Origin of the sequence: Micromonospora sp. NPDC023737 (assembly GCF_040639715.1) — a bacterium.
Lineage (GTDB): Bacteria > Actinomycetota > Actinomycetes > Mycobacteriales > Micromonosporaceae > Micromonospora.
On the sequence record NZ_JBFAAL010000002.1, the window covers coordinates 169721 to 190143 of the forward strand.

Annotated in this window: 33 protein-coding genes; all 33 read left to right on the plus strand. The window is 67.7% G+C overall.

Going from position 1 to position 20423, the window contains the following annotated elements; all coding sequences use genetic code 11:
* Positions 1 to 471, plus strand: coding sequence for a 30S ribosomal protein S7 (gene rpsG, locus AB0F98_RS06155; RefSeq protein ID WP_076466673.1), 471 nt, complete (start codon positions 1 to 3; stop codon positions 469 to 471).
* A gap of 75 nt (positions 472 to 546) precedes the next feature.
* On the plus strand, positions 547 to 2643 hold the full coding sequence (gene fusA, locus AB0F98_RS06160) for an elongation factor G (protein WP_357729520.1): 2097 nt from the start codon (positions 547 to 549) through the stop codon (positions 2641 to 2643).
* A gap of 216 nt (positions 2644 to 2859) precedes the next feature.
* Positions 2860 to 4053 carry an elongation factor Tu gene (gene tuf / locus AB0F98_RS06165; protein ID WP_357729523.1) on the plus strand — a complete coding sequence of 398 codons (1194 nt, stop codon included), beginning with the start codon at positions 2860 to 2862 and terminating at the stop codon, positions 4051 to 4053.
* 346 nt (positions 4054 to 4399) lie between these two features.
* The gene (rpsJ, locus tag AB0F98_RS06170; protein ID WP_007073037.1) at positions 4400 to 4708 is read left to right on the plus strand and encodes a 30S ribosomal protein S10; all 309 of its coding nucleotides are present in this window, start codon (positions 4400 to 4402) and stop codon (positions 4706 to 4708) included.
* Between the two features lie 11 nt (positions 4709 to 4719).
* Positions 4720 to 5385, plus strand: coding sequence for a 50S ribosomal protein L3 (rplC, locus tag AB0F98_RS06175; protein ID WP_076466670.1), 666 nt, complete (start codon positions 4720 to 4722; stop codon positions 5383 to 5385).
* Positions 5382 to 6032, plus strand: coding sequence for a 50S ribosomal protein L4 (rplD, locus tag AB0F98_RS06180; RefSeq protein ID WP_076466669.1), 651 nt, complete (start codon positions 5382 to 5384; stop codon positions 6030 to 6032). The genes rplC and rplD overlap by 4 nt, the downstream gene beginning before the upstream one ends.
* Entirely contained in the window at positions 6029 to 6331 is a 303-nt protein-coding gene (gene rplW, locus AB0F98_RS06185) for a 50S ribosomal protein L23 (protein WP_076466668.1), read from the plus strand. Before rplD ends, rplW begins: the two co-directional genes overlap by 4 nt.
* Before the next feature lie 12 nt (positions 6332 to 6343).
* Complete coding sequence (rplB, locus tag AB0F98_RS06190; RefSeq protein ID WP_076466667.1) at positions 6344 to 7183, plus strand: 50S ribosomal protein L2; 840 nt, start codon at positions 6344 to 6346, stop codon at positions 7181 to 7183.
* Between the two features lie 15 nt (positions 7184 to 7198).
* The gene (gene rpsS, locus AB0F98_RS06195; protein WP_076466666.1) at positions 7199 to 7480 is read left to right on the plus strand and encodes a 30S ribosomal protein S19; all 282 of its coding nucleotides are present in this window, start codon (positions 7199 to 7201) and stop codon (positions 7478 to 7480) included.
* A gap of 40 nt (positions 7481 to 7520) precedes the next feature.
* Entirely contained in the window at positions 7521 to 7976 is a 456-nt protein-coding gene (gene rplV, locus AB0F98_RS06200) for a 50S ribosomal protein L22 (RefSeq protein WP_076466665.1), read from the plus strand.
* Positions 7976 to 8833, plus strand: coding sequence for a 30S ribosomal protein S3 (gene rpsC, locus AB0F98_RS06205; protein WP_076466664.1), 858 nt, complete (start codon positions 7976 to 7978; stop codon positions 8831 to 8833). The genes rplV and rpsC overlap by 1 nt, the downstream gene beginning before the upstream one ends.
* A 3-nt stretch (positions 8834 to 8836) precedes the next feature.
* Positions 8837 to 9262, plus strand: a complete 426-nt coding sequence (rplP, locus tag AB0F98_RS06210) for a 50S ribosomal protein L16 (protein WP_355148424.1) — start codon at positions 8837 to 8839, stop codon at positions 9260 to 9262.
* On the plus strand, positions 9262 to 9498 hold the full coding sequence (gene rpmC, locus AB0F98_RS06215; protein WP_076466662.1) for a 50S ribosomal protein L29: 237 nt from the start codon (positions 9262 to 9264) through the stop codon (positions 9496 to 9498). Before rplP ends, rpmC begins: the two co-directional genes overlap by 1 nt.
* The gene (gene rpsQ, locus AB0F98_RS06220) at positions 9495 to 9776 is read left to right on the plus strand and encodes a 30S ribosomal protein S17 (protein WP_076466661.1); all 282 of its coding nucleotides are present in this window, start codon (positions 9495 to 9497) and stop codon (positions 9774 to 9776) included. The genes rpmC and rpsQ overlap by 4 nt, the downstream gene beginning before the upstream one ends.
* 98 nt (positions 9777 to 9874) lie before the next feature.
* Positions 9875 to 10243: a 50S ribosomal protein L14 gene (gene rplN / locus AB0F98_RS06225; RefSeq protein WP_007073026.1), complete on the plus strand. Its 369-nt coding sequence runs from the start codon at positions 9875 to 9877 to the stop codon at positions 10241 to 10243.
* A complete protein-coding gene (gene rplX / locus AB0F98_RS06230) occupies positions 10240 to 10560 on the plus strand; it encodes a 50S ribosomal protein L24 (protein ID WP_175649074.1) in 321 nt (106 codons plus the stop codon). The genes rplN and rplX overlap by 4 nt, the downstream gene beginning before the upstream one ends.
* Complete coding sequence (gene rplE, locus AB0F98_RS06235; protein ID WP_357729534.1) at positions 10560 to 11129, plus strand: 50S ribosomal protein L5; 570 nt, start codon at positions 10560 to 10562, stop codon at positions 11127 to 11129. The genes rplX and rplE overlap by 1 nt, the downstream gene beginning before the upstream one ends.
* A gap of 1 nt (position 11130) precedes the next feature.
* Positions 11131 to 11316 (plus strand): type Z 30S ribosomal protein S14, encoded by a 186-nt coding sequence (locus AB0F98_RS06240; RefSeq protein ID WP_007073023.1) that lies wholly within the window; start codon positions 11131 to 11133, stop codon positions 11314 to 11316.
* Between the two features lie 95 nt (positions 11317 to 11411).
* Positions 11412 to 11819: a 30S ribosomal protein S8 gene (gene rpsH / locus AB0F98_RS06245; protein WP_076466659.1), complete on the plus strand. Its 408-nt coding sequence runs from the start codon at positions 11412 to 11414 to the stop codon at positions 11817 to 11819.
* A gap of 16 nt (positions 11820 to 11835) precedes the next feature.
* The gene (gene rplF / locus AB0F98_RS06250) at positions 11836 to 12378 is read left to right on the plus strand and encodes a 50S ribosomal protein L6 (protein ID WP_076466658.1); all 543 of its coding nucleotides are present in this window, start codon (positions 11836 to 11838) and stop codon (positions 12376 to 12378) included.
* Positions 12375 to 12764: a 50S ribosomal protein L18 gene (gene rplR, locus AB0F98_RS06255; RefSeq protein ID WP_076466657.1), complete on the plus strand. Its 390-nt coding sequence runs from the start codon at positions 12375 to 12377 to the stop codon at positions 12762 to 12764. Before rplF ends, rplR begins: the two co-directional genes overlap by 4 nt.
* 33 nt (positions 12765 to 12797) lie before the next feature.
* Entirely contained in the window at positions 12798 to 13412 is a 615-nt protein-coding gene (rpsE, locus tag AB0F98_RS06260; RefSeq protein WP_076466656.1) for a 30S ribosomal protein S5, read from the plus strand.
* Positions 13412 to 13594 carry a 50S ribosomal protein L30 gene (gene rpmD, locus AB0F98_RS06265; RefSeq protein ID WP_091335633.1) on the plus strand — a complete coding sequence of 61 codons (183 nt, stop codon included), beginning with the start codon at positions 13412 to 13414 and terminating at the stop codon, positions 13592 to 13594. The genes rpsE and rpmD overlap by 1 nt, the downstream gene beginning before the upstream one ends.
* Positions 13594 to 14037 (plus strand): 50S ribosomal protein L15, encoded by a 444-nt coding sequence (gene rplO / locus AB0F98_RS06270; protein ID WP_357729540.1) that lies wholly within the window; start codon positions 13594 to 13596, stop codon positions 14035 to 14037. Before rpmD ends, rplO begins: the two co-directional genes overlap by 1 nt.
* A 233-nt stretch (positions 14038 to 14270) precedes the next feature.
* Positions 14271 to 15599 carry a preprotein translocase subunit SecY gene (gene secY / locus AB0F98_RS06275; RefSeq protein ID WP_076466654.1) on the plus strand — a complete coding sequence of 443 codons (1329 nt, stop codon included), beginning with the start codon at positions 14271 to 14273 and terminating at the stop codon, positions 15597 to 15599.
* Positions 15600 to 16253, plus strand: coding sequence for an adenylate kinase (locus AB0F98_RS06280; RefSeq protein ID WP_357729543.1), 654 nt, complete (start codon positions 15600 to 15602; stop codon positions 16251 to 16253). It begins immediately after the preceding gene.
* 89 nt (positions 16254 to 16342) lie between these two features.
* Positions 16343 to 17188, plus strand: coding sequence for a type I methionyl aminopeptidase (map, locus tag AB0F98_RS06285; protein ID WP_357729547.1), 846 nt, complete (start codon positions 16343 to 16345; stop codon positions 17186 to 17188).
* Between the two features lie 198 nt (positions 17189 to 17386).
* Entirely contained in the window at positions 17387 to 17887 is a 501-nt protein-coding gene (locus tag AB0F98_RS06290) for a DUF1707 domain-containing protein (protein WP_357730857.1), read from the plus strand.
* Between the two features lie 252 nt (positions 17888 to 18139).
* Positions 18140 to 18361 carry a translation initiation factor IF-1 gene (gene infA, locus AB0F98_RS06295; RefSeq protein ID WP_007073013.1) on the plus strand — a complete coding sequence of 74 codons (222 nt, stop codon included), beginning with the start codon at positions 18140 to 18142 and terminating at the stop codon, positions 18359 to 18361.
* A 91-nt stretch (positions 18362 to 18452) separates the two neighbouring features.
* A complete protein-coding gene (gene rpmJ / locus AB0F98_RS06300) occupies positions 18453 to 18566 on the plus strand; it encodes a 50S ribosomal protein L36 (RefSeq protein WP_088982067.1) in 114 nt (37 codons plus the stop codon).
* A 263-nt stretch (positions 18567 to 18829) separates the two neighbouring features.
* Positions 18830 to 19210 carry a 30S ribosomal protein S13 gene (rpsM, locus tag AB0F98_RS06305; protein WP_076466650.1) on the plus strand — a complete coding sequence of 127 codons (381 nt, stop codon included), beginning with the start codon at positions 18830 to 18832 and terminating at the stop codon, positions 19208 to 19210.
* A 116-nt stretch (positions 19211 to 19326) separates the two neighbouring features.
* Entirely contained in the window at positions 19327 to 19734 is a 408-nt protein-coding gene (gene rpsK, locus AB0F98_RS06310; protein ID WP_076466649.1) for a 30S ribosomal protein S11, read from the plus strand.
* Between the two features lie 13 nt (positions 19735 to 19747).
* Positions 19748 to 20374, plus strand: coding sequence for a 30S ribosomal protein S4 (rpsD, locus tag AB0F98_RS06315; protein WP_076466648.1), 627 nt, complete (start codon positions 19748 to 19750; stop codon positions 20372 to 20374).
* The last annotated feature ends 49 nt before the right edge of the window (positions 20375 to 20423 follow it).

Here is a 20423-nt window from a genome sequence, read left to right on the forward strand (position 1 = left end):
ATGCCGCGTAAGGGACCCGCTCCGCGGCGGCCGCTGGTCGCTGACCCGGTGTACAACTCGCCGCTGGTCACCCAGCTGGTGAACAAGATTCTGCTGCGCGGTAAGCGTCAGCTCGCCGAGAGCATCGTGTACGCGGCCCTGGAGGGCTGCCGCGAGAAGTCCGGCACCGACCCCGTCGTGACCCTCAAGCGGGCGATGGACAACGTGAAGCCGACCCTCGAGGTACGCAGCCGCCGTGTCGGTGGCGCGACCTACCAGGTTCCGGTCGAGGTCCGGCCCGCCCGTGCGACCACCCTCGGTCTGCGCTGGCTGGTGACCTACTCGCGCGCCCGTCGTGAGAAGACCATGGTCGAGCGGCTGATGAACGAGCTGCTGGACGCGAGCAACGGCCTCGGTGCCGCCGTCAAGCGGCGCGAGGACACGCACAAGATGGCCGAGTCCAACAAGGCCTTCGCGCACTACCGCTGGTAACACCCTGGTTCCGGCGCCCACCAGGCGCCGGAACCGCCACCAGTTGAGTCGAGACGACGATAAGTAGGGATTGAAGTGGCCGCCGCAGACGCGCTCGCCAACGTACGCAACATCGGCATCATGGCGCACATCGATGCCGGTAAGACCACTACCACCGAGCGGATCCTGTTCTACACCGGTATCACGTACAAGATCGGTGAGGTCCACGAGGGCGCTGCCGTCATGGACTGGATGGAGCAGGAGCAGGAGCGCGGTATCACCATCACTTCCGCCGCCACCAAGGCGGAGTGGAAGGGCCACACGATCCAGATCATCGACACGCCCGGCCACGTCGACTTCACGGTCGAGGTGGAGCGGTCGCTGCGGGTGCTGGACGGTGCGGTCGCCGTGTACGACGGCGTCGCCGGCGTGGAGCCGCAGACGGAGAACGTCTGGCGTCAGGCGGACAAGTACAACGTCCCGCGGATGTGCTTCGTCAACAAGCTCGACCGGACCGGTGCCGACTTCTTCCGCTGCGTGCAGATGATGATCGACCGGCTGAACGCCACCCCGCTGGTGCTCCAGATTCCGATCGGGACCGAGGCCGAGCACATCGGCGTCGTCGACCTGATCGGCATGCGCGCCCTCACCTGGCGCGGGGAGACCAAGAAGGGCGAGGACTACGCGGTCGAGGAGATCCCGGCCGAGCTGGCCGACGCCGCGGCCGAGTGGCGCGAGAAGCTGATGGAGACCCTGGCCGACGTCGACGACGCGGTGATGGAGCGGTACCTGGAGGGCGAGGAGATCTCCGTCGAGGAGATCAAGGCCGCCATCCGGCGGGCCACCATCGCCGGCAAGGCCAACCCGGTGCTCTGCGGCTCGGCGTTCAAGAACAAGGGCATCCAGCCGATGCTGGACGCCGTGGTCGACTACCTGCCGTCGCCGCTGGACGTTCCGGCGATCGAGGGCACCGCGACCGACGGTGAGACCCCGATGCAGCGGAAGCCCTCCACCTCGGAGCCGTTCTCCGCGCTGGCGTTCAAGATCCAGACCGACAAGCACCTCGGCAAGCTGACCTACGTCCGGGTGTACTCCGGTGTGGTCGAGTCCGGCGCTCAGGTGGTCAACTCCACGAAGGACCGCAAGGAGCGGATCGGCAAGATCTACCAGATGCACGCCAACAAGCGGGAGGAGCGCAGCTCCGCCAAGGCTGGCGACATTATCGCGGTCCAGGGTCTGAAGCAGACCACCACCGGTGACACCCTGTGCGACCCGGCGAACCCGGTCATCCTCGAGTCGATGACCTTCCCGGAGCCGGTCATCGAGGTCGCCATCGAGCCGAAGACCAAGGCTGACCAGGAGAAGCTCAGCACCGCCATCCAGCGGCTGGCCGAGGAGGACCCGACCTTCCGCGTCAAGCTGGACGAGGAGACCGGTCAGACGGTCATCTCCGGCATGGGTGAGCTGCACCTGGACATCCTGGTCGACCGGATGCGCCGCGAGTTCAACGTCGAGGCCAACATCGGTAAGCCGCAGGTGGCCTACCGCGAGACCATCCGCCGCGCGGTGGAGAAGGTCGAGTACACCCACAAGAAGCAGACCGGTGGTTCCGGCCAGTACGCTCGGGTCATCATCAGCCTGGAGCCGCTGCCGCTGGACAACGACTCGCCGACCTACGAGTTCGCGAACGCCGTCACCGGTGGCCGCATCCCCCGGGAGTTCATCCCCTCGGTGGACGCGGGTGCCCAGGACGCGATGCAGTACGGCATCCTCGCCGGCTTCCCGCTGGTGGGTGTCAAGCTGACGCTGGTGGACGGTCAGTACCACGAGGTCGACTCGTCCGAGATGGCGTTCAAGATCGCTGGTTCGATGGCGCTGAAGGAGGCGGCTCGCAAGGCCGACCCGGCGCTGCTCGAGCCGATGATGGCCGTTGAAGTCACCACTCCTGAGGAGAACATGGGTGACGTCATCGGCGACCTCAACTCCCGCCGCGGCATCATCCAGGCGATGGAGGAGCGCGGCGGTGCCCGCGTCGTCCGCGCCCTGGTGCCGTTGTCGGAGATGTTCGGCTACGTCGGCGACCTGCGGTCGAAGACCCAGGGCCGGGCTAGCTACAGCATGCAGTTCGACTCCTACGCCGAGGTTCCGACCAACGTGGCCAAGGAGATCATCGCCAAGGCGACGGGTGAGTGACACTCACCTGAGCCGATGACCGTGAGTGGTCGCGGGAGGGCTCTCCCCGCCCGCGACCACCGCGGTAGGGCTGCGTGAGACCGGGCCTGTAGGCTTCATCGCCGCAGAACCCACGAGAAGCTCTCCGGCCGAAAGGCCGGAAAGGCTGTCGACAGAGTCCTAAGCGCCGAACGGCGCGCCGGGCGTACGAACCAAACAGTCCACAGGAGGACACCAGTGGCGAAGGCGAAGTTCGAGCGGACTAAGCCGCACGTCAACATCGGCACCATTGGTCACATCGACCACGGTAAGACGACGCTGACGGCGGCCATCACCAAGGTCCTGCACGACCAGTACCCGGACCTGAACCCGTACACGCCGTTCGACGAGATCGACAAGGCGCCGGAGGAGAAGGCCCGCGGCATCACGATCTCGATCGCGCACGTCGAGTACCAGACCGAGGCGCGGCACTACGCGCACGTCGACTGCCCCGGTCACGCCGACTACATCAAGAACATGATCACCGGTGCCGCGCAGATGGACGGCGCGATCCTGGTGGTCGCGGCGACCGACGGCCCGATGCCGCAGACCCGCGAGCACGTGCTGCTGGCCCGCCAGGTTGGCGTGCCGTACATCGTCGTGGCGCTCAACAAGAGCGACATGGTCGACGACGAGGAGCTCCTGGAGCTCGTCGAGCTCGAGGTTCGCGAGCTGCTCTCCTCGCAGGAGTACCCGGGTGACGACCTGCCGGTCGTCCGGGTCTCGGCGCTGAAGGCCCTCGAGGGCGACCCCGAGTGGACCCAGAAGCTGCTGGACCTGATGACCGCGGTCGACACCGCGATCCCGCAGCCGGAGCGCGAGACCGACAAGCCGTTCCTGATGCCGATCGAGGACGTCTTCACGATCACCGGTCGTGGCACCGTCGTCACCGGTCGCGCGGAGCGCGGCGTGCTCAAGCCGAACGAGGAGGTGGAGATCGTCGGTATCCGCGAGAAGTCGCAGCGGACGGTCTGCACCGGTATCGAGATGTTCCGCAAGCTGCTCGACGAGGCCCGCGCGGGTGAGAACGTCGGTCTGCTGCTGCGTGGCATCAAGCGCGAGGACGTCGAGCGCGGCATGGTGGTCATCAAGCCGGGCACGACGACCCCGCACACGGAGTTCGAGGCGACCGTCTACATCCTCTCCAAGGAGGAGGGTGGCCGGCACACCCCGTTCTTCCAGAACTACCGTCCGCAGTTCTACTTCCGGACCACGGACGTCACCGGCGTCGTCACGCTGCCCGAGGGCACCGAGATGGTCATGCCGGGTGACAACACCACCATGTCGGTGAAGCTGATCCAGCCCATCGCCATGGAGGAGAACCTCAAGTTCGCGATCCGCGAGGGTGGCCGCACCGTCGGCGCCGGGTTCGTCACCAAGATCATCAAGTGAACTAGGTACCCCGATTAGACCGCCCGCTGGTCGTGCGGCATACTAATCAGGTTGCGTAACGGCAGTTGGCCGTCCGTGTTCAGCTGAGCTGAACCTCCGGACGGTGAGACAGTCGAGCGCAGGGTGGTTGGCGGTCTGGCCGTCAACCACCCTCGCACGGCGTTCAGGTCGCGATATCGCGATCGGCGCCTTGACCCACCGCGAGGTCGGAACGCCCCGGAGCCCGGGGCGGAGCCTGGCCCGAGGGCGCGACACGCCCGACCGCGGGGGTCGGCGAAGTGGACCTGTACCAGCCGGTACAGGTGCCCGCAACACAGCGGCATCGAGAGAAGGAACAGAAGCCACCATGGCGGGACAGAAGATCCGCATCCGGCTCAAGGCCTATGACCACGAGGTCGTCGACTCCTCGGCTCGGAAGATCGTCGAGACGGTGACGCGTACCGGGGCGCAGGTCGCTGGCCCGGTGCCGCTGCCCACGGAGATCAACCGTTTCTGCGTCATCCGCTCGCCGCACAAGTACAAGGACTCGCGCGAGCACTTCGAGATGCGTACGCACAAGCGGCTGATCGACATCATCGACCCGACCCCCAAGACGGTCGACTCGCTCATGCGCCTCGACCTGCCGGCTGGCGTCGACATCGAGATCAAGCTGTAGGGACCGGACAAATGGACAGGCAAGTTAAGGGGATCCTGGGCGCAAAGCTCGGCATGACCCAGGTCTGGGACAACAACCGCGTTGTGCCCGTGACCGTGGTCGAGGCCGGCCCCTGCGTCATCAGCCAGATTCGCGACGCCGGCAAGGACGGTTACTCGGCGGTCCAGCTGGCGTACGGCACGATCGACCCGCGCAAGGTCAAGAAGCCGATCAGCGGGCACTACGCCAAGGCGGACATCGCGCCGCGCCGGCACATCGTGGAGCTGCGCACCAGCGACGCCGCCGACTACTCGCTCGGCCAGGAGGTCACGGTCGAGGAGTTCCCGGCGGGCATGTCGATCGACGTGACCGGCCGGACCAAGGGCAAGGGCTACGCCGGCCCGATGAAGCGGCACGGCTTCCACGGTCTGCGCGCCAGCCACGGTGTCGAGCGCAAGCACCGCTCGCCCGGCTCGATCGGCGCCTGCGCCACCCCGGGTCGTGTCTTCAAGGGCACCCGGATGGCGGGCCGGATGGGTGGCGTGCGCTACACCGTCCAGAACCTGACCGTCCAGGCGGTCGACACCGAGAACAACCTGCTGCTCGTCCGTGGCGCCATCCCCGGTCCCAAGGGCGCGGTGGTTCTGGTCCGCACGGCGGCCAAGACCAAGGCGAAGAAGGGCGGTGTGGCCAAGTGAGCACCGTTGACGTCCTCAACGTCGAAGGGGCGAAGAGCGGCTCGGTCGAGCTGCCGGCCGACATCTTCGACGTGCAGGCCAACGTCGCGCTGATGCACCAGGTCGTGGTGGCGCAGCTGGCGGCGGCCCGACAGGGCACGCACAAGGCCAAGACCCGCGGCGAGGTCGCCGGTGGCGGCAAGAAGCCCTACAAGCAGAAGGGCACCGGTCGCGCCCGCCAGGGCTCGATCCGCGCGCCGCAGTTCGCCGGTGGTGGCGTCGTGCACGGCCCCGTGCCGCGCGACTACAGCCAGCGGACCCCGAAGAAGATGAAGGCCGCCGCGCTGCGTGGCGCCCTCTCCGACCGGGCGCGCGCCGGGCAGGTGCACGTCGTCGAGGCGTTCGTCTCGGGCGAGAAGCCGTCGACCAAGGCGGCCCTGGCCACCCTGGCGAAGCTGACCGAGGCCCGTCGGGTCCTGGTCGTGCTGAGCAGCACCGACGAGCTGAACTGGGTGTCGCTGCGCAACGAGCCGCGGGTGCACCTGATCGAGGCCGGCCAGCTGAACACGTACGACGTGCTGGTGGCCGACGACGTGGTCTTCACCAAGGACGCTCTGGACGAGTTCCTGGGCGTTCCCGCCGAGACCACCGAGGAGGGTGGCAAGTGAGCACGATCGCCGACCCGCGCGACATCATCGTGGCGCCGGTCGTCTCGGAGAAGAGCTACAGCGAGCTGAACCGCAACTGGTACACCTTCCTGGTGCACCCGGACGCGAACAAGACCGAGATCAAGATCGCTATCCAGCAGATCTTCAACGTCCGTGTCCTGACGGTCAACACGCTCAACCGCGAGGGCAAGCGCAAGCGCACCCGTACCGGGTTCGGTAAGCGCAAGGACACCAAGCGGGCGATGGTGAAGCTGGCTGACGGTGACCGTATCGAGGCCTTCGGCGGCCCGGTCAGCTGAGGGGTGTAGACAATGGCTATCCGTAAGTACAAGCCGACGACGCCGGGCCGGCGCGGCTCCAGCGTCGCCGACTTCGCCGAGATCACCCGATCGACGCCCGAGAAGTCGCTCCTGGCTCCGCTGCCGAAGAAGGGCGGACGCAACGCCCACGGCCGGATCACCACGCGGCACCACGGTGGCGGGCACAAGCGCCAGTACCGTCTGATCGACTTCAAGCGGGTCGACAAGGACGGCGTGCCGGCGAAGGTCGCCCACATCGAGTACGACCCGAACCGCACCGCGCGCATCGCGCTGCTGCACTACGCCGACGGCGAGAAGCGTTACATCATCGCGCCGAAGGACCTGAAGCAGGGCGACACCGTCGAGTCGGGTCCGAGCGCCGACATCAAGCCGGGCAACAACCTGCCGCTGCGCAACATCCCGGTCGGTACCACCGTGCACAACGTGGAGCTGCGTCCGGGTGGCGGCGCCAAGCTGGCCCGCTCGGCCGGCGTCGGCATCCAGCTGCTCGGCCGGGAGGGCGCGTACGCGACCCTGCGCATGCCGTCCGGTGAGATCCGGCGGGTCGACGTGCGCTGCCGCGCGAGCGTGGGCGAGATCGGCAACGCCGACCAGTCGAACATCAACTGGGGTAAGGCCGGCCGTATGCGGTGGAAGGGCAAGCGCCCGACCGTCCGTGGTGTCGCCATGAACCCCGTCGACCACCCGCACGGTGGTGGTGAGGGTAAGACCTCCGGTGGTCGCCACCCGGTCAACCCGCAGGGTAAGCCCGAGGGCCGCACCCGCCGTAAGGGCCAGCCGAGTGACCGGCTGATCGTCCGCCGTCGCTACGCCACCCGCAAGCGCGGCTAACAGGAGAGCTGACTTATGCCTCGCAGCCTGAAGAAGGGCCCGTTCGTAGACGACCACCTGATGAAGAAGGTGGAGACGCAGAACGACAAGGGCACCAAGAACGTCATCAAGACCTGGTCGCGGCGCTCGATGATCATCCCGGAGATGCTCGGGCACACGATCGCCGTGCACGACGGGCGCAAGCACGTCCCGGTGTTCGTAACCGAGGCGATGGTCGGGCACAAGCTCGGCGAGTTCGCTTTGACCCGTACGTTCAAGGGTCACGAGAAGGACGACCGGAAGAGCCGTCGGCGCTGACGCCGCGGGCATACGGATAGAGGATCAAGGGGTTACAGCGATGCCAGGAAAGGGCGACGCTCCGGTGCTTCCGGGCGCGCGGGCGGTTGCGCGGCACGTGCGCATCTCGCCGATGAAGGCGCGCCGGGTGGTCAACCTCGTCCGCGGCCTGCCCGCGAAGGAGGCGCTCACGGTGCTGCAGTTCGCGCCGCAGGCTGCGAGCGAGCAGGTGTACAAGGTGCTCGCGAGCGCGATCGCCAACGCGGAGAACAACGAGCGGCTGGACCCCGACGCGCTGCTCGTCAGCGAGGCGTTCGTGGACGAGGGCCCGACCATGAAGCGGTTCCAGCCGCGGGCGCAGGGCCGGGCGTACCGGATCCGCAAGCGCACCTGCCACATCACGGTGGCGGTCGAGGCCGTCGCGCCGGCCGCACCGCGTAAGGCCGCGAAGAAGACGGCTCCGGCGAAGAAGGCCGCGCCGGCCGAGGCGCAGAGCAACACGGAGGGCGCGGAGTAATGGGTCAGAAGGTTCACCCGCACGGGTTCCGGCTCGGTATCTCGACCGACTGGAAGTCCCGCTGGTTCGCGGACAAGCTCTACAAGGACTACATCGGCGAGGACGTCAAGATCCGCCGGATGATGTCCCAGGGCCTCGAGCGCGCCGGGATTTCCAAGGTCGACATCGAGCGCACCCGGGACCGGGTCCGCGTCGACATCCACACCGCCCGGCCGGGCATCGTCATCGGCCGTAAGGGTGCGGAGGCCGACAAGATCCGCGGCCGGCTCGAGAAGCTGACCGGCAAGCAGGTCCAGCTCAACATCATCGAGGTGAAGAACCCCGAGTCGGACGCGCAGCTCGTCGCGCAGGGCGTGGCCGAGCAGCTGTCCAGCCGGGTCAGCTTCCGCCGGGCGATGCGCAAGGCGATGCAGTCGGCCATGAAGAACCCGGTCTGCAAGGGCATCCGGGTTCAGGTCTCGGGTCGCCTCGGCGGCGCCGAGATGAGCCGGACGGAGTTCTACCGTGAGGGCCGGGTTCCGCTGCACACGCTGCGGGCCAACATCGAGTACGGCTTCTTCGAGGCCCGTACCACCTTCGGCCGGATCGGTGTGAAGGTCTGGATCTACAAGGGCGACGCGGTCCCGGGCCGGGAGGCTCCGGCCGAGACCGGTCCGTCCCGCCCGCGCCGTGACCGTGGCGACCGGCCCGAGCGGCCGCGCCGTGGTCGGTCGGGTTCGTCCGGCACGACCGCCGGCGGTACCGAGGCCGGCCGGGCTGCCGCGACCACGCTCGCGCAGCAGGCCGAGACGCCGAGTGGTGACGCGGTGGATCCCGCCGCCGTCGCCGCCGCGGCAGAAACGCAGCAGGAGGGCTGACAGATGCTGATGCCGCGCAAGCCCCCGAAGGGCTTCCGCAAGCCGCACCACCCGGACCGCCACGGCGCGTCCAAGGGCGGCAACCGGGTGGTGTTCGGCGAGTTCGGGATCCAGGCTCTCGAGTCGGCGTACGTGACCAACCGGCAGATCGAGTCGGCGCGTATCGCGATGACCCGTCACATCAAGCGTGGCGGCAAGGTCTGGATCACGATCTTCCCGGACCAGGCCCTCACCAAGAAGCCGGCGGAAACCCGAATGGGTTCCGGTAAGGGCTCGCCCGAGTGGTGGGTCTCCAACGTCAAGCCGGGGCGGATTCTCTTCGAGATGTCCTTCCCGAACGAGCAGATCGCGCGAGAGGCGATGCGTCGCGCGATTCACAAGCTCCCGATGAAGTGCCGCATTGTGACGCGCGAAGTGGGTGAGTCCTGATGGCAGCGGGCGTTAAGGCCTCCGAGCTGCGTGAGCTCTCCGAGGAGGAGCTGGTCACGAAGCTGCGGGAGGCCAAGGCGGAGCTGTTCAACCTCCGCGTGCAGGCCGCAACCGGTCAGCTGGACAACAACCGGCGGCTGCAGGTCATCCGTCGGGAGATCGCCCGGATCTACACGATCATGCGCGAGCGCGAGCTGGGGCTCTCGGCCGCGCCGACTGAGGTGACTGCAGGATGAGCGAGAACACCACGACCGCCACCACCACGCGTGGCCGCCGCAAGGTCCGTGAGGGCCTGGTGGTCAGCGACAAGATGGACAAGACCGTCGTCGTCGAGGTCGAGGACCGGGTCAAGCACGCGCTGTACGGCAAGATCATGCGTCGTACCAGCAAGCTCAAGGTGCACGACGAGCAGAACAGCGCCGGCATCGGCGACCGGGTCCTGATCATGGAGACCCGGCCGCTCTCCGCCACCAAGCGCTGGCGGCTCGTGGAGATCCTGGAAAAGGCCAAGTAGCGAAGGCTTCGAGCTCGCCCGGCGTCGAGTCGGGCGCAGGTTCCGCCAGGCTCCGGCCGCTACGGCGGCCGGAGAACCGGCAGACATAGGAGATAGACGTGATTCAGCAGGAGTCGCGACTGCGCGTCGCCGACAACACGGGTGCCCGGGAGATCCTGTGCATCCGGGTTCTCGGTGGCTCCGGTCGGCGCTACGCGAGCATCGGCGACGTCATCGTGGCCACCGTCAAGGACGCGATCCCGGGTGCCGGTGTGAAGAAGGGCGACGTCGTCAAGGCCGTCGTCGTTCGCACCGCCAAGGAGAAGCGGCGTCCGGACGGGTCGTACATCCGCTTCGACGAGAACGCCGCCGTCATCATCAAGGACGGTGGCGACCCGCGCGGTACCCGTATCTTCGGCCCGGTCGGTCGGGAGCTGCGGGACAAGCGGTTCATGAAGATCATTTCCCTCGCGCCGGAGGTGTTGTGACCGTGAAGGTCAAGAAGGGCGACACGGTCGTCGTCATCGCCGGCAAGGACAAGGGTGCCAAGGGCAAGGTCATCGCGGCCTACCCGCGGCAGGACAAGGTCCTGGTCGAGGGCGTGAACCGGGTCAAGAAGCACACCCGCATCAGCACCACCCAGCGCGGCGCCAAGACCGGTGGCATCGTCACTCAGGAGGCCCCGATCCACATCTCGAATGTGATGGTCCTGGACTCCGACGGCAAGCCGACCCGCGTCGGTTACCGGATCGACGACAACGGCCAGAAGGTCCGCATCGCGCGTAGCACCGGTAAGGACCTGTGATGACCACGGCTACCGAAACCAAGACCACGCCGCGCCTCAAGGAGCGGTACCGCAACGAGATCGTGGCCAAGCTGCGCGAGCAGTACACCTACGGCAACCCGATGCAGGTGCCGCGGTTGGTCAAGATCGTCGTCAACATGGGTGTCGGCGAGGCCGCTCGCGACGCCAAGCTGATCGACGGCGCCGTCCGCGACCTGGCCACGATCACCGGCCAGAAGCCGCAGGTGCGGCGGGCGACCAAGTCCATCGCCCAGTTCAAGCTCCGTGAGGGCATGCCGATCGGCGCGAAGGTGACCCTGCGCGGCGACCGGATGTGGGAGTTCCTGGACCGGCTGCTGTCCATCGCGCTGCCGCGTATCCGCGACTTCCGCGGTCTCGACGGCCGCAAGCTCGACGGGCACGGCAACTACACGTTCGGCCTGACCGAGCAGTCGGTGTTCCACGAGATCGACCAGGACAAGATCGATCGCCAGCGGGGCATGGACATCACGGTGGTCACCACCGCCACGACCGACGACGAGGGCCGGGCGCTGCTCAAGCTCCTGGGCTTCCCGTTCAAGGAGAACTGAGATGGCCAAGAAGGCGCTGATCCTGAAGGCGGCCGCGAAGCCGAAGTTCTCGGTTCGCGCGTACACGCGCTGCCAGCGGTGCGGGCGTCCGAAGGCGGTCTACCGCAAGTTCGGTCTCTGCCGGGTGTGCATCCGGGAGATGGCCCACCGCGGTGAGCTGCCCGGCGTGTCCAAGGCTTCCTGGTAATAGCCCGGCGCGCTCCGCGCGTCAGCTGCACTGTCTCTTCGCCGTAGGCCTGCGGGCGAACGCGGGAACCCCGGCGAGAAAGGTTGACGAAATCCATGACGATGACCGACCCGATCGCAGACATGCTCACGCGTCTGCGTAACGCCAACCAGGCGTACCACGACCGGGTGACGATGCCCTACTCCAAGATCAAGGCGAACATCGCCGAGGTCTTGAAGGCCGAGGGTTACATCGCCACCTGGTCGGTCGAGGAGCCCGAGGAGGGCGCCGTCGGCAAGCGACTGGTCGTCGAGCTGAAGTACGGCCAGAACCGGGAGCGGAGCCTGGCCGGCGTCAAGCGCGTGTCCAAGCCCGGTCTCCGGGTGTACGCCAAGTCGGACGGGCTCCCCCGGGTGCTCGGTGGGCTGGGCGTGGCGATCATTTCGACGTCCCAGGGGCTGCTCACCGACCGGCAGGCCCGCAAGCGGAGCGTTGGCGGGGAAGTCCTCGCCTTCGTCTGGTAACGGGAGACAGGTAGAAATGTCGCGTATTGGACGTAAGTCGATCCCGGTGCCATCCGGCGTCGACATCACGATCGACGGCCGGACCGTCAAGGTCAAGGGCCCGAAGGGCGAGCTGTCGCACACCCTGGCCGAGCCGATCAGCATCGAGCGGAGCGAGGACGGCCAGCTGTCCGTCAACCGCCCGGACGATGAGCGCAAGTCGAAGGAACTGCACGGCCTCAGCCGCACCCTGGTCGCCAACATGATCGTCGGCGTCACCGAGGGCTACCGGAAGAGCCTGGAGATCGCGGGCACCGGTTACCGGGTCACCGCCAAGGGCAAGGACCTGGAGTTCGCGCTCGGCTTCTCGCACCCGGTCACCGTGGCCGCGCCGGAGGGCATCACCTTCACGGTGGAGCGCCCGACGCTGTTCCACATCGCCGGCATCGACAAGCAGCAGGTCGGCGAGATCGCCGCCAACATTCGGAAGATCCGCCCGCCGGAGCCCTACAAGGGCAAGGGCATCAAGTACCAGGGCGAGGTCATCCGCCGCAAGGCCGGAAAGGCAGGTAAGAAGTGAGCGCCACGCTGCTCAAGCGCCGCCGCGGCGTCGCCGCCAAGCGCGCCGTCGGGCGTGCGCGTCGGCACTTCCGGGTCCGCAAGAACGTCAGTGGCACCGCCGAGCGTCCGCGCCTGGTCGTCACCCGTTCGCTGCGGCACATCGTCGCCCAGGTCGTCGACGACACCAAGGGTCACACCGTGGCGTCGGCGTCGACCATGGACGCCTCGCTGCGCGGTGCCGAGGGCGACAAGAGCGCCCTCGCCGGCAAGGTGGGCGCCCTGCTCGCCGAGCGGGCCAAGGCCGCCGGCGTCTCCAAGGTCGTCTTCGACCGCGGTGGCAACCGGTACGCGGGGCGGGTCGCCGCGCTTGCCGATGCCGCCCGCGAAGCCGGGCTCGAGTTCTAGTAACCCCGTCACGAGAGAGAAGGAAGGCTGCTGATGCCAGGTCAACAGCGCCGTGGCGGCGGGTCCGGTGGCAACGAGGGTGGTCGCCGCGACAACCGCCGTGAGGGCGGCCGCGGAAACGCGCCCGTCGAGAAGACCCCGCACCTTGAGCGGGTCGTCGCGATCAACCGCGTCGCCAAGGTCGTGAAGGGTGGTCGTCGCTTCAGCTTCACCGCCCTGGTGATCGTGGGCGACGGCGACGGCACGGTCGGCGTGGGCTACGGAAAGGCCAAGGAGGTGCCCGCGGCGATCGCCAAGGGCGTCGAGGAGGCCAAGAAGCACTTCTTCAAGGTGCCGCGGATCGGTCAGTCGATCCCGCACCCGGTTCAGGGCGAGGACGCCGCCGGCGTCGTGCTGCTCAAGCCGGCCTCGGCCGGTACCGGTGTCATCGCCGGTGGACCGGTGCGTGCCGTGCTGGAGTGCGCGGGTATCCACGATGTGCTCTCCAAGAGCCTCGGATCGTCGAACCCGATCAACATCGTGCACGCCACTGTGGCGGCTCTGAAGTCGCTGGAGTCGCCGGAGGCCGTGGCCGCCCGTCGTGGTCTGCCGGTGGAGGACGTCGCGCCGGCCGCCATGCTGGCGACGCGGGCGGGGGTGGCTTCCTGATGGCGCGTCTGAAGGTCACCCAGGTCCGGTCCGAGATCGGGACCAAGCGGAACCAGCGTGATTCGCTGCGTTCGCTCGGTCTCAAGCGGATCAACGACGTGGTGGTCAAGGAGGACCGGCCCGAGATCCGCGGCATGATCTTCACTGTGAGCCACCTCGTGAAGGTCGAGGAGGTCGAGTAATGACGATCAAGGTCCACCACCTGCGCCCGGCGCCGGGGTCCAAGACCGCGAAGACCCGTGTGGGTCGCGGTGAGGGTTCCAAGGGCAAGACCGCCGGCCGCGGTACCAAGGGTTCCAAGGCCCGGAAGAACATCTCGGCGGCGTTCGAGGGTGGGCAGATGCCCATCCACATGCGCCTGCCGAAGCTCAAGGGCTTCAAGAACAAGTTCAAGGTGACGTTCCAGGTGGTCAACCTGGACCGGCTCGCCGAGCTCTTCCCGAACGGCGGCCAGGTCGGCCCGCAGGAGATGGTCGACGCCGGCGCGGTCCGCAAGGGCCAGCCGGTGAAGGTCCTCGGTACCGGGGAACTCGGTGGGGTGAACCTCCAGGTGTCGGCGCACGCGTTCAGCGCGTCGGCCAAGGAGAAGATCACCGCCGCCGGTGGCTCGATCACCGAGCTGTAAGGCGTATGACCCATGGCGCCCGTCCAGTTGTGACCAACTGGCGGGCGCCATGGTCTACCTGGGACGTTCACGCCAAGTAATATCGGATTCGGTTTATGTAGCCGGGCACGTCTGCCCGGACCGGGATCGGGCTGTTAGAGTCCCTTCCCAGCCATGGATATCGGGCACTCGCCCGGCACCCACCCCGAACCGCCAGGGACAACCGGCGGCCCGCCTCGCGCAGGAGGAAGAAGTTGCTGTCCGCCTTTCTCAGTGCGTTCCGAACGCCTGACCTGCGCAAGAAGCTGCTGTTCACAGTCGGCATCATCGCGATCTACCGGCTCGGCGCCACCCTGCCCAGCCCAGGCGTTTCGTACGGCAACGTGCAGAAGTGCCTCGACTCCATCCAGGGTGACACCACCGGCGTGCTGAACCTGCTCAACCTGTTCTCGGGCGGGGCGCTGCTGCAGCTGTCAGTCTTCGCGCTGGGCATCATGCCCTACATCACGGCGTCCATCATCCTGCAGCTGCTGACCGTGGTGATCCCGCGGCTGGAGCAACTCCGTAAGGAGGGCCAGGCCGGCCAGGCGAAGATCACCCAGTACACCCGCTACCTGACCCTCGGTCTCGGTGTGCTGCAGGCCTCGGCGTTCGTGGCGCTGGCCCGCTCCGGTCAGCTCTTCCAGAACCGCTGCGACCAGTTCCCGATCATCCCCGACGGTGTCGGCATCCCGGACTGGCTGACGCTGAGCGTCCTGGTCATGACGATGACCGCCGGTACCGGTGTGGTCATGTGGCTCGGCGAGCTGATCACCGACCGCGGCGTCGGCAACGGCATGTCCGTCCTGATCTTCACCTCGATCGCGGCCCGCCTCCCCAGCGAGGGTTGGCAGATCAAGACCTCCCAGGGCTGGTGGAAGTTCTTCCTCGTCATCGCTCTGGTCCTGGTCGTCATCACCGCGGTCACCTTCATCGAGCAGGCGCAGCGCCGGATCCCGGTGCAGTACGCCAAGCGGATGATCGGCCGGCGGATGTACGGCGGCACCTCGACCTACATCCCGCTGAAGGTGAACCAGGCGGGTGTCATCCCCGTCATCTTCGGTTCGTCACTGCTCTACCTGCCGCAGCTGGCGCTGCAGTTCTTCGACCAGACCAACCCGGGCAAGACCCAGGCCTGGATCCAGAACAACCTGGTGGCGCCGGACAGCCCGATCTACATCTCGGTCTACTTCCTGCTGATCATCTTCTTCACGTACTTCTACGTCTCGATCACGTTCAACCCGACCGAGGTCGCGGACAACATGAAGAAGTACGGCGGGTTCGTGCCGGGCATCCGCCCCGGCAAGCCGACGGCCGACTACCTGGACTTCATCCTGAGCCGGATCACCCTTCCGGGCGCGCTGTACCTGGGCATCGTCTCGATCCTGCCGAACTTCTTCTTCATCTGGCTCGACAACCAGCAGTACCAGAACTTCCCGTTCGGTGGTACGGCTGTGCTGATCATGGTCGGCGTCGGCCTGGAGACCGTGAAGCAGATCGAGAGCCAACTGATGCAGCGGAACTACGAAGGGTTCCTGCGGTAGATGAGACTCGTCTTGGTTGGCCCGCCGGGAGCGGGTAAGGGCACGCAGGCCGAGTTCATCGCCGCCCATCTCGCGGTGCCGAAGATCTCGACGGGCGACATCTTCCGGTCGAACGTGTCCCAGGGCACCCCGTTGGGCATCGAGGCGAAGCGGTACATGGACGCCGGTGAGCTGGTACCGGACGAGGTGACCATCAACATGGTCCGGGACCGGCTGGCCGAACCGGACGCGAGCGAGGGCTTCCTGCTCGACGGCTTTCCCCGTACGACCCCGCAGGCCGCCGCGCTGGACAAGCTCCTCGCGGACCTGGGCACCGCCCTGGATCTGGTGCTCGAACTGGTCGTCGACGACGACGAGGTGATCCGGCGGCTCTCCGGCCGCCGGACCTGCCGGGGCTGCGGCAAGATCTGGCACGTCGAGTTCGACGCCACCACTCGCGAGGGCATCTGCGACCGGTGTGGCGGTGAGCTCTTCCAGCGCGACGACGACAAGCCGGAGACCATCGCCACGCGGCTCCGGGAGTACGCCGAGAAGACCGCGCCGCTGGTCGACTACTACGGCGCCCAGGGCAAGCTGGTCGGGATCGACGCCACGGGACCGGTGGAAGACGTCACCGTCCGCGCCATCGACGCGTTGCGGTCGTACGGCGGCTGAGGTTCCGCCGGATCGCCGGTGGATAGAGTGCGAACAGCGGGGTACGTCCGGCGTGCCCCGCTGTTTCGGCAACGAAAGGTAATTGCTCCATGCGCCGTCCCCAGCTGGACATCCAGCTGAAGACCCCCGAGCAGATCGAGAAGATGCGGGCCGCCGGTCTGGTGGTCGCCGAAGCGCTGCGTCGGATGCGGGAGGCGGTGGCTCCCGGGGTGAGCACGGCCGACCTGGATGCCATCGCCGAGTCGACGATCCGTGAGGCGGGTGCCGTCCCGTCGTTCAAGGGCTACCACGGCTACCCGGCCTCGATCTGCTCCTCCGTCAACGAGCAGGTGGTGCACGCCATCCCGGCGCCCGCCCAGGTGCTCCGCGACGGCGATCTCATCTCCATCGACTGCGGTGCCGTGCTCGACGGCTGGCACGGCGACTCAGCGATCACGGTCGGGGTCGGGGACGTCGACCCGGCGCTGCTCAAGATGGCCGCGGTGGCCGAGGACGCGATGTGGGCGGGGATCGCCGCTGCCGCCCGCGGTGCGGCCAGTGGCAAGGGGCGGCTCACCGACATCTCGCACGCGGTGGAGGACGCGATCCGCCGGGGTGGCCGGTACGGCATCGTCGACGGCTACGGCGGCCACGGCATCGGCACCGAGATGCACCAGGACCCGCACGTGCTCAACCACGGGCGACCGGGCAAGGGCCCGCGGCTGGTGACCGGGATGGCGCTGGCGATCGAACCGATGATCACCATGGGCTCGCCCCGTACCGCCGAACTGTCGGACGGCTGGACCGTCGTGACCCGGGACGGTTCGATGGCGGCGCACGTCGAGCACACGATGGCGCTGCTGCCCGACGGGGTGTGGGTGCTGACCGCCGAGGACGGTGGCCGCGCCCGCCTGGGCGACCTCGTCACGGCCCGGCAGCCTGCCCCTGCCGCCTGAACCGAGCCTGCTCCCGTTGTGGTCGCACCGCACCGGGGAGTTGTCGGGTCGCGTTTGCCGAACGGTCGTCTGTGACCGGCTGGGCGGTTTCCGAACGCATCCGCTGGCCTGAACCGGTGTCCGGCCGCATGGGGCTTTCGGGCCTCGTGCGGGTGGCGTGGGGGTGGCATGCTCTCGGGCGTGGAGCGGCGGGACGAGATGCGGGCCGCGGACGCCGACCGTCAGGGGGTGGCCGAGCGGCTGCGGGTGGCGTTGGACGAGGGCCGGCTGGATCTGCACGAGTACGACGAGCGCCTGCGGCGGGCCTACGCGGCCCGGACGTACGGGGAACTGGACGCGCTGCTGACCGACCTTCCCGGTGTCACGCCCCCGGCGGCCGCGCAGATGGCGGTGCCCGAGGCTCGGCCGGTGGTGTCCGGGACGCCGCCGGTCGGCCGCCCGGCGACCGCCCGCTGGCTGCTCCGGGTCTGGCTGCCGTATCTCCAGGTGGTGCCGATCGTGCTGGCGGTCTGGGCGATCGCATCGGCGGTCGCCGGCGATCTGCTCTACTTCTGGCCCGGCTGGGTGGCCGGTCCGTGGGGCGCGCTCCTGGTGGTCCGCACGGTCGGTGGTCTCGCCGGTGGAGAGCCGCACCGGTGGGCCGAGAAGCGGGAGCGCAGGCGCCGGCGCAAGCGGGCGAAGCGGGAGCGGAGACGGTAGTCGGGCGGTCCGGGCCACGCGGGCGGGCACCGGCTTTCATCCGTACGCGGAATCCGCTGGTGGTCGGTTTGGCGGCCGGACGTAGACGGGCGTACACTGTTTGATCGGCGCACAGCGTCCACTCCGGCATGCCCATCAGCGCTTCGATGGGTGCTGGAGCCGCGGCTGGCGCGGGCTGCCTGATCTTGATCAGTCACCCGTGTAAGACGTTGTGAGCCGTCCGGAGCAACCGACGTCAGGACAGCGGAGGACATGCCGAAAAAAGACGGAGCCATCGAGATCGAAGGTCGGGTCATCGAGCCCCTGCCGAACGCCATGTTCCGCGTAGAGCTCGCGAACGGCCACAAGGTGCTGGCTCACATCAGCGGCAAGATGCGGCAGCACTACATCCGCATCCTGCCGGAGGATCGGGTCGTCGTCGAACTCTCGCCGTACGACCTGACCCGCGGGCGCATCGTCTACCGCTACAAGTAGTCCTGACGACGGCCGGGTCGTTCCCTGTCCGTCTTCGATGTCCGTGGTCGCGCGTGGCGCGTCACCGGGCCTGATGGGAAGTAAGGCAACCGTGAAGGTCAAGCCGAGCGTCAAGCGGATCTGCAACAAGTGCCGGGTGATCCGTCGGCACGGCCGGGTCATGATCATCTGCAGCGACCCGCGTCACAAGCAGCGCCAGGGCTGAGCCCCTCCGCCGGTCACGTCGACCGGTGAGGAACGGCCCGGGCGGCAGGTCCCGAAACACACAGCAAATGCTCGTCCCAGCCGCGAGCGGTACGCGTCAGGCGTACTCCTTCGTGGCCGACCCCCGGTCGGAGGCCGGGGCCCGCTCGGGCAGCGACCGACTCCCGGTCGCCGGCGCACAGCGCGTCGGAGGCAGGAGCCAGTCGTGAGCGGGGCGGGACGGGTGCAGACCTCCGTCACACATCACGAGGAGCACGCCCGCACATGGCACGTCTAGTCGGCGTCGACCTCCCCCGCGAGAAGCGGATGGAGATCGCGCTCACCTACATCTTCGGCGTGGGCCGTACCCGCGCTCTGGAGACGCTCGCCGCCACCGGCATCTCGCCGGACAAGCGCGCCCGGGACCTCACGGATGAGGAGCTGGTCCAGCTCCGCAACCACATCGAGGGCAACTACAAGGTTGAAGGCGACCTGCGCCGCGAGGTCGCCGCTGACATCCGCCGCAAGGTCGAGATCGGCTCGTACGCGGGTATCCGGCACCGCCGGGGCCTGCCCGTGCGTGGCCAGCGGACCAAGACCAACGCGCGGACCCGGAAGGGCCCGAAGCGGACTGTCGCCGGCAAGAAGAAGCCCGGCAAGAAGTAATTCTTTAACCGGAATTCTGGTCGTTCTCCGCCGAGTGGGCCGGGCTCCAACCGGAACCGGTGTCTACGTAATCAACGGGGCGACAAGCCAGAAACCATTCAGGAGCGCACAGACTTATGCCACCGAAGGCTCGTGCCGGAGCCGCCGTCAAGAAGGTCCGGCGCAAGGAACGCAAGAACGTCGCCCACGGGCAGGCGCACATCAAGAGCACCTTCAACAACACCATCGTCTCCATCACGGACCCGACTGGTGCGGTCATCTCCTGGGCCTCCGCCGGCCAGGTTGGCTTCAAGGGCTCCCGCAAGTCGACCCCGTTCGCCGCGCAGCTGGCCGCCGAGGCCGCCGCGCGTCGTGCGATGGACCACGGCATGCGCAAGGTCGACGTGTTCGTCAAGGGCCCCGGCTCCGGCCGGGAGACCGCCATCCGTTCGCTGCAGGCCGTCGGGCTGGAGGTCGGGCAGATCTCCGACGTCACCCCGCAGCCGCACAACGGGTGCCGTCCGCCGAAGCGTCGTCGGGTCTGAGAGGTAGAGAGAGATGGCTCGTTACACCGGTGCTGACTGCCGCCGTTGCCGGCGGGAGAAGATGAAGCTGTTCCTCAAGGGCAGCAAGTGCGATGGCCCGAAGTGCCCGTTCGAGTCCCGGCCGTTCCCGCCCGGGCAGCACGGCCGCGGCCGCACCAAGGAGACGGAGTACCTGCTCCAGCTCCGCGAGAAGCAGAAGGCCCGCCGCGTCTACGGCGTGCTGGAGAAGCAGTTCCGCGGTTACTACGAGGAAGCCGTTGGCAAGCAGGCCAAGACCGGTGAGGTCCTCCTGCAGATCCTCGAGTCGCGGCTGGACAACGTGGTCTACCGGGCCGGCTACGCCAAGTCTCGCGACATGGCCCGCCAGCTGGTCAAGCACGGCCACTTCACGGTGAACGGCAAGAAGGTCGACATCCCGTCGGCCCGCGTCAAGGAGCACGACATCATCGAGGTTCGGGGCAAGAGCAAGGAGCTCACCCCGTTCATCGTGGCGCAGGCCGAGGCCGGCTCGAAGTCGGTGCCGGCGTGGCTGGAGGCGATCCCCAGCCAGATGAAGATCCTCGTGCACTCGCTCCCGAGCCGCCAGGTGATCGACACCCAGGTGCAGGAGCAGCTGATCGTCGAGCTCTACTCCAAGTAAGGGCTCGTTGCGGTGGTCCGCCCCTGCGGGGGCGGACCACCGGAACAGT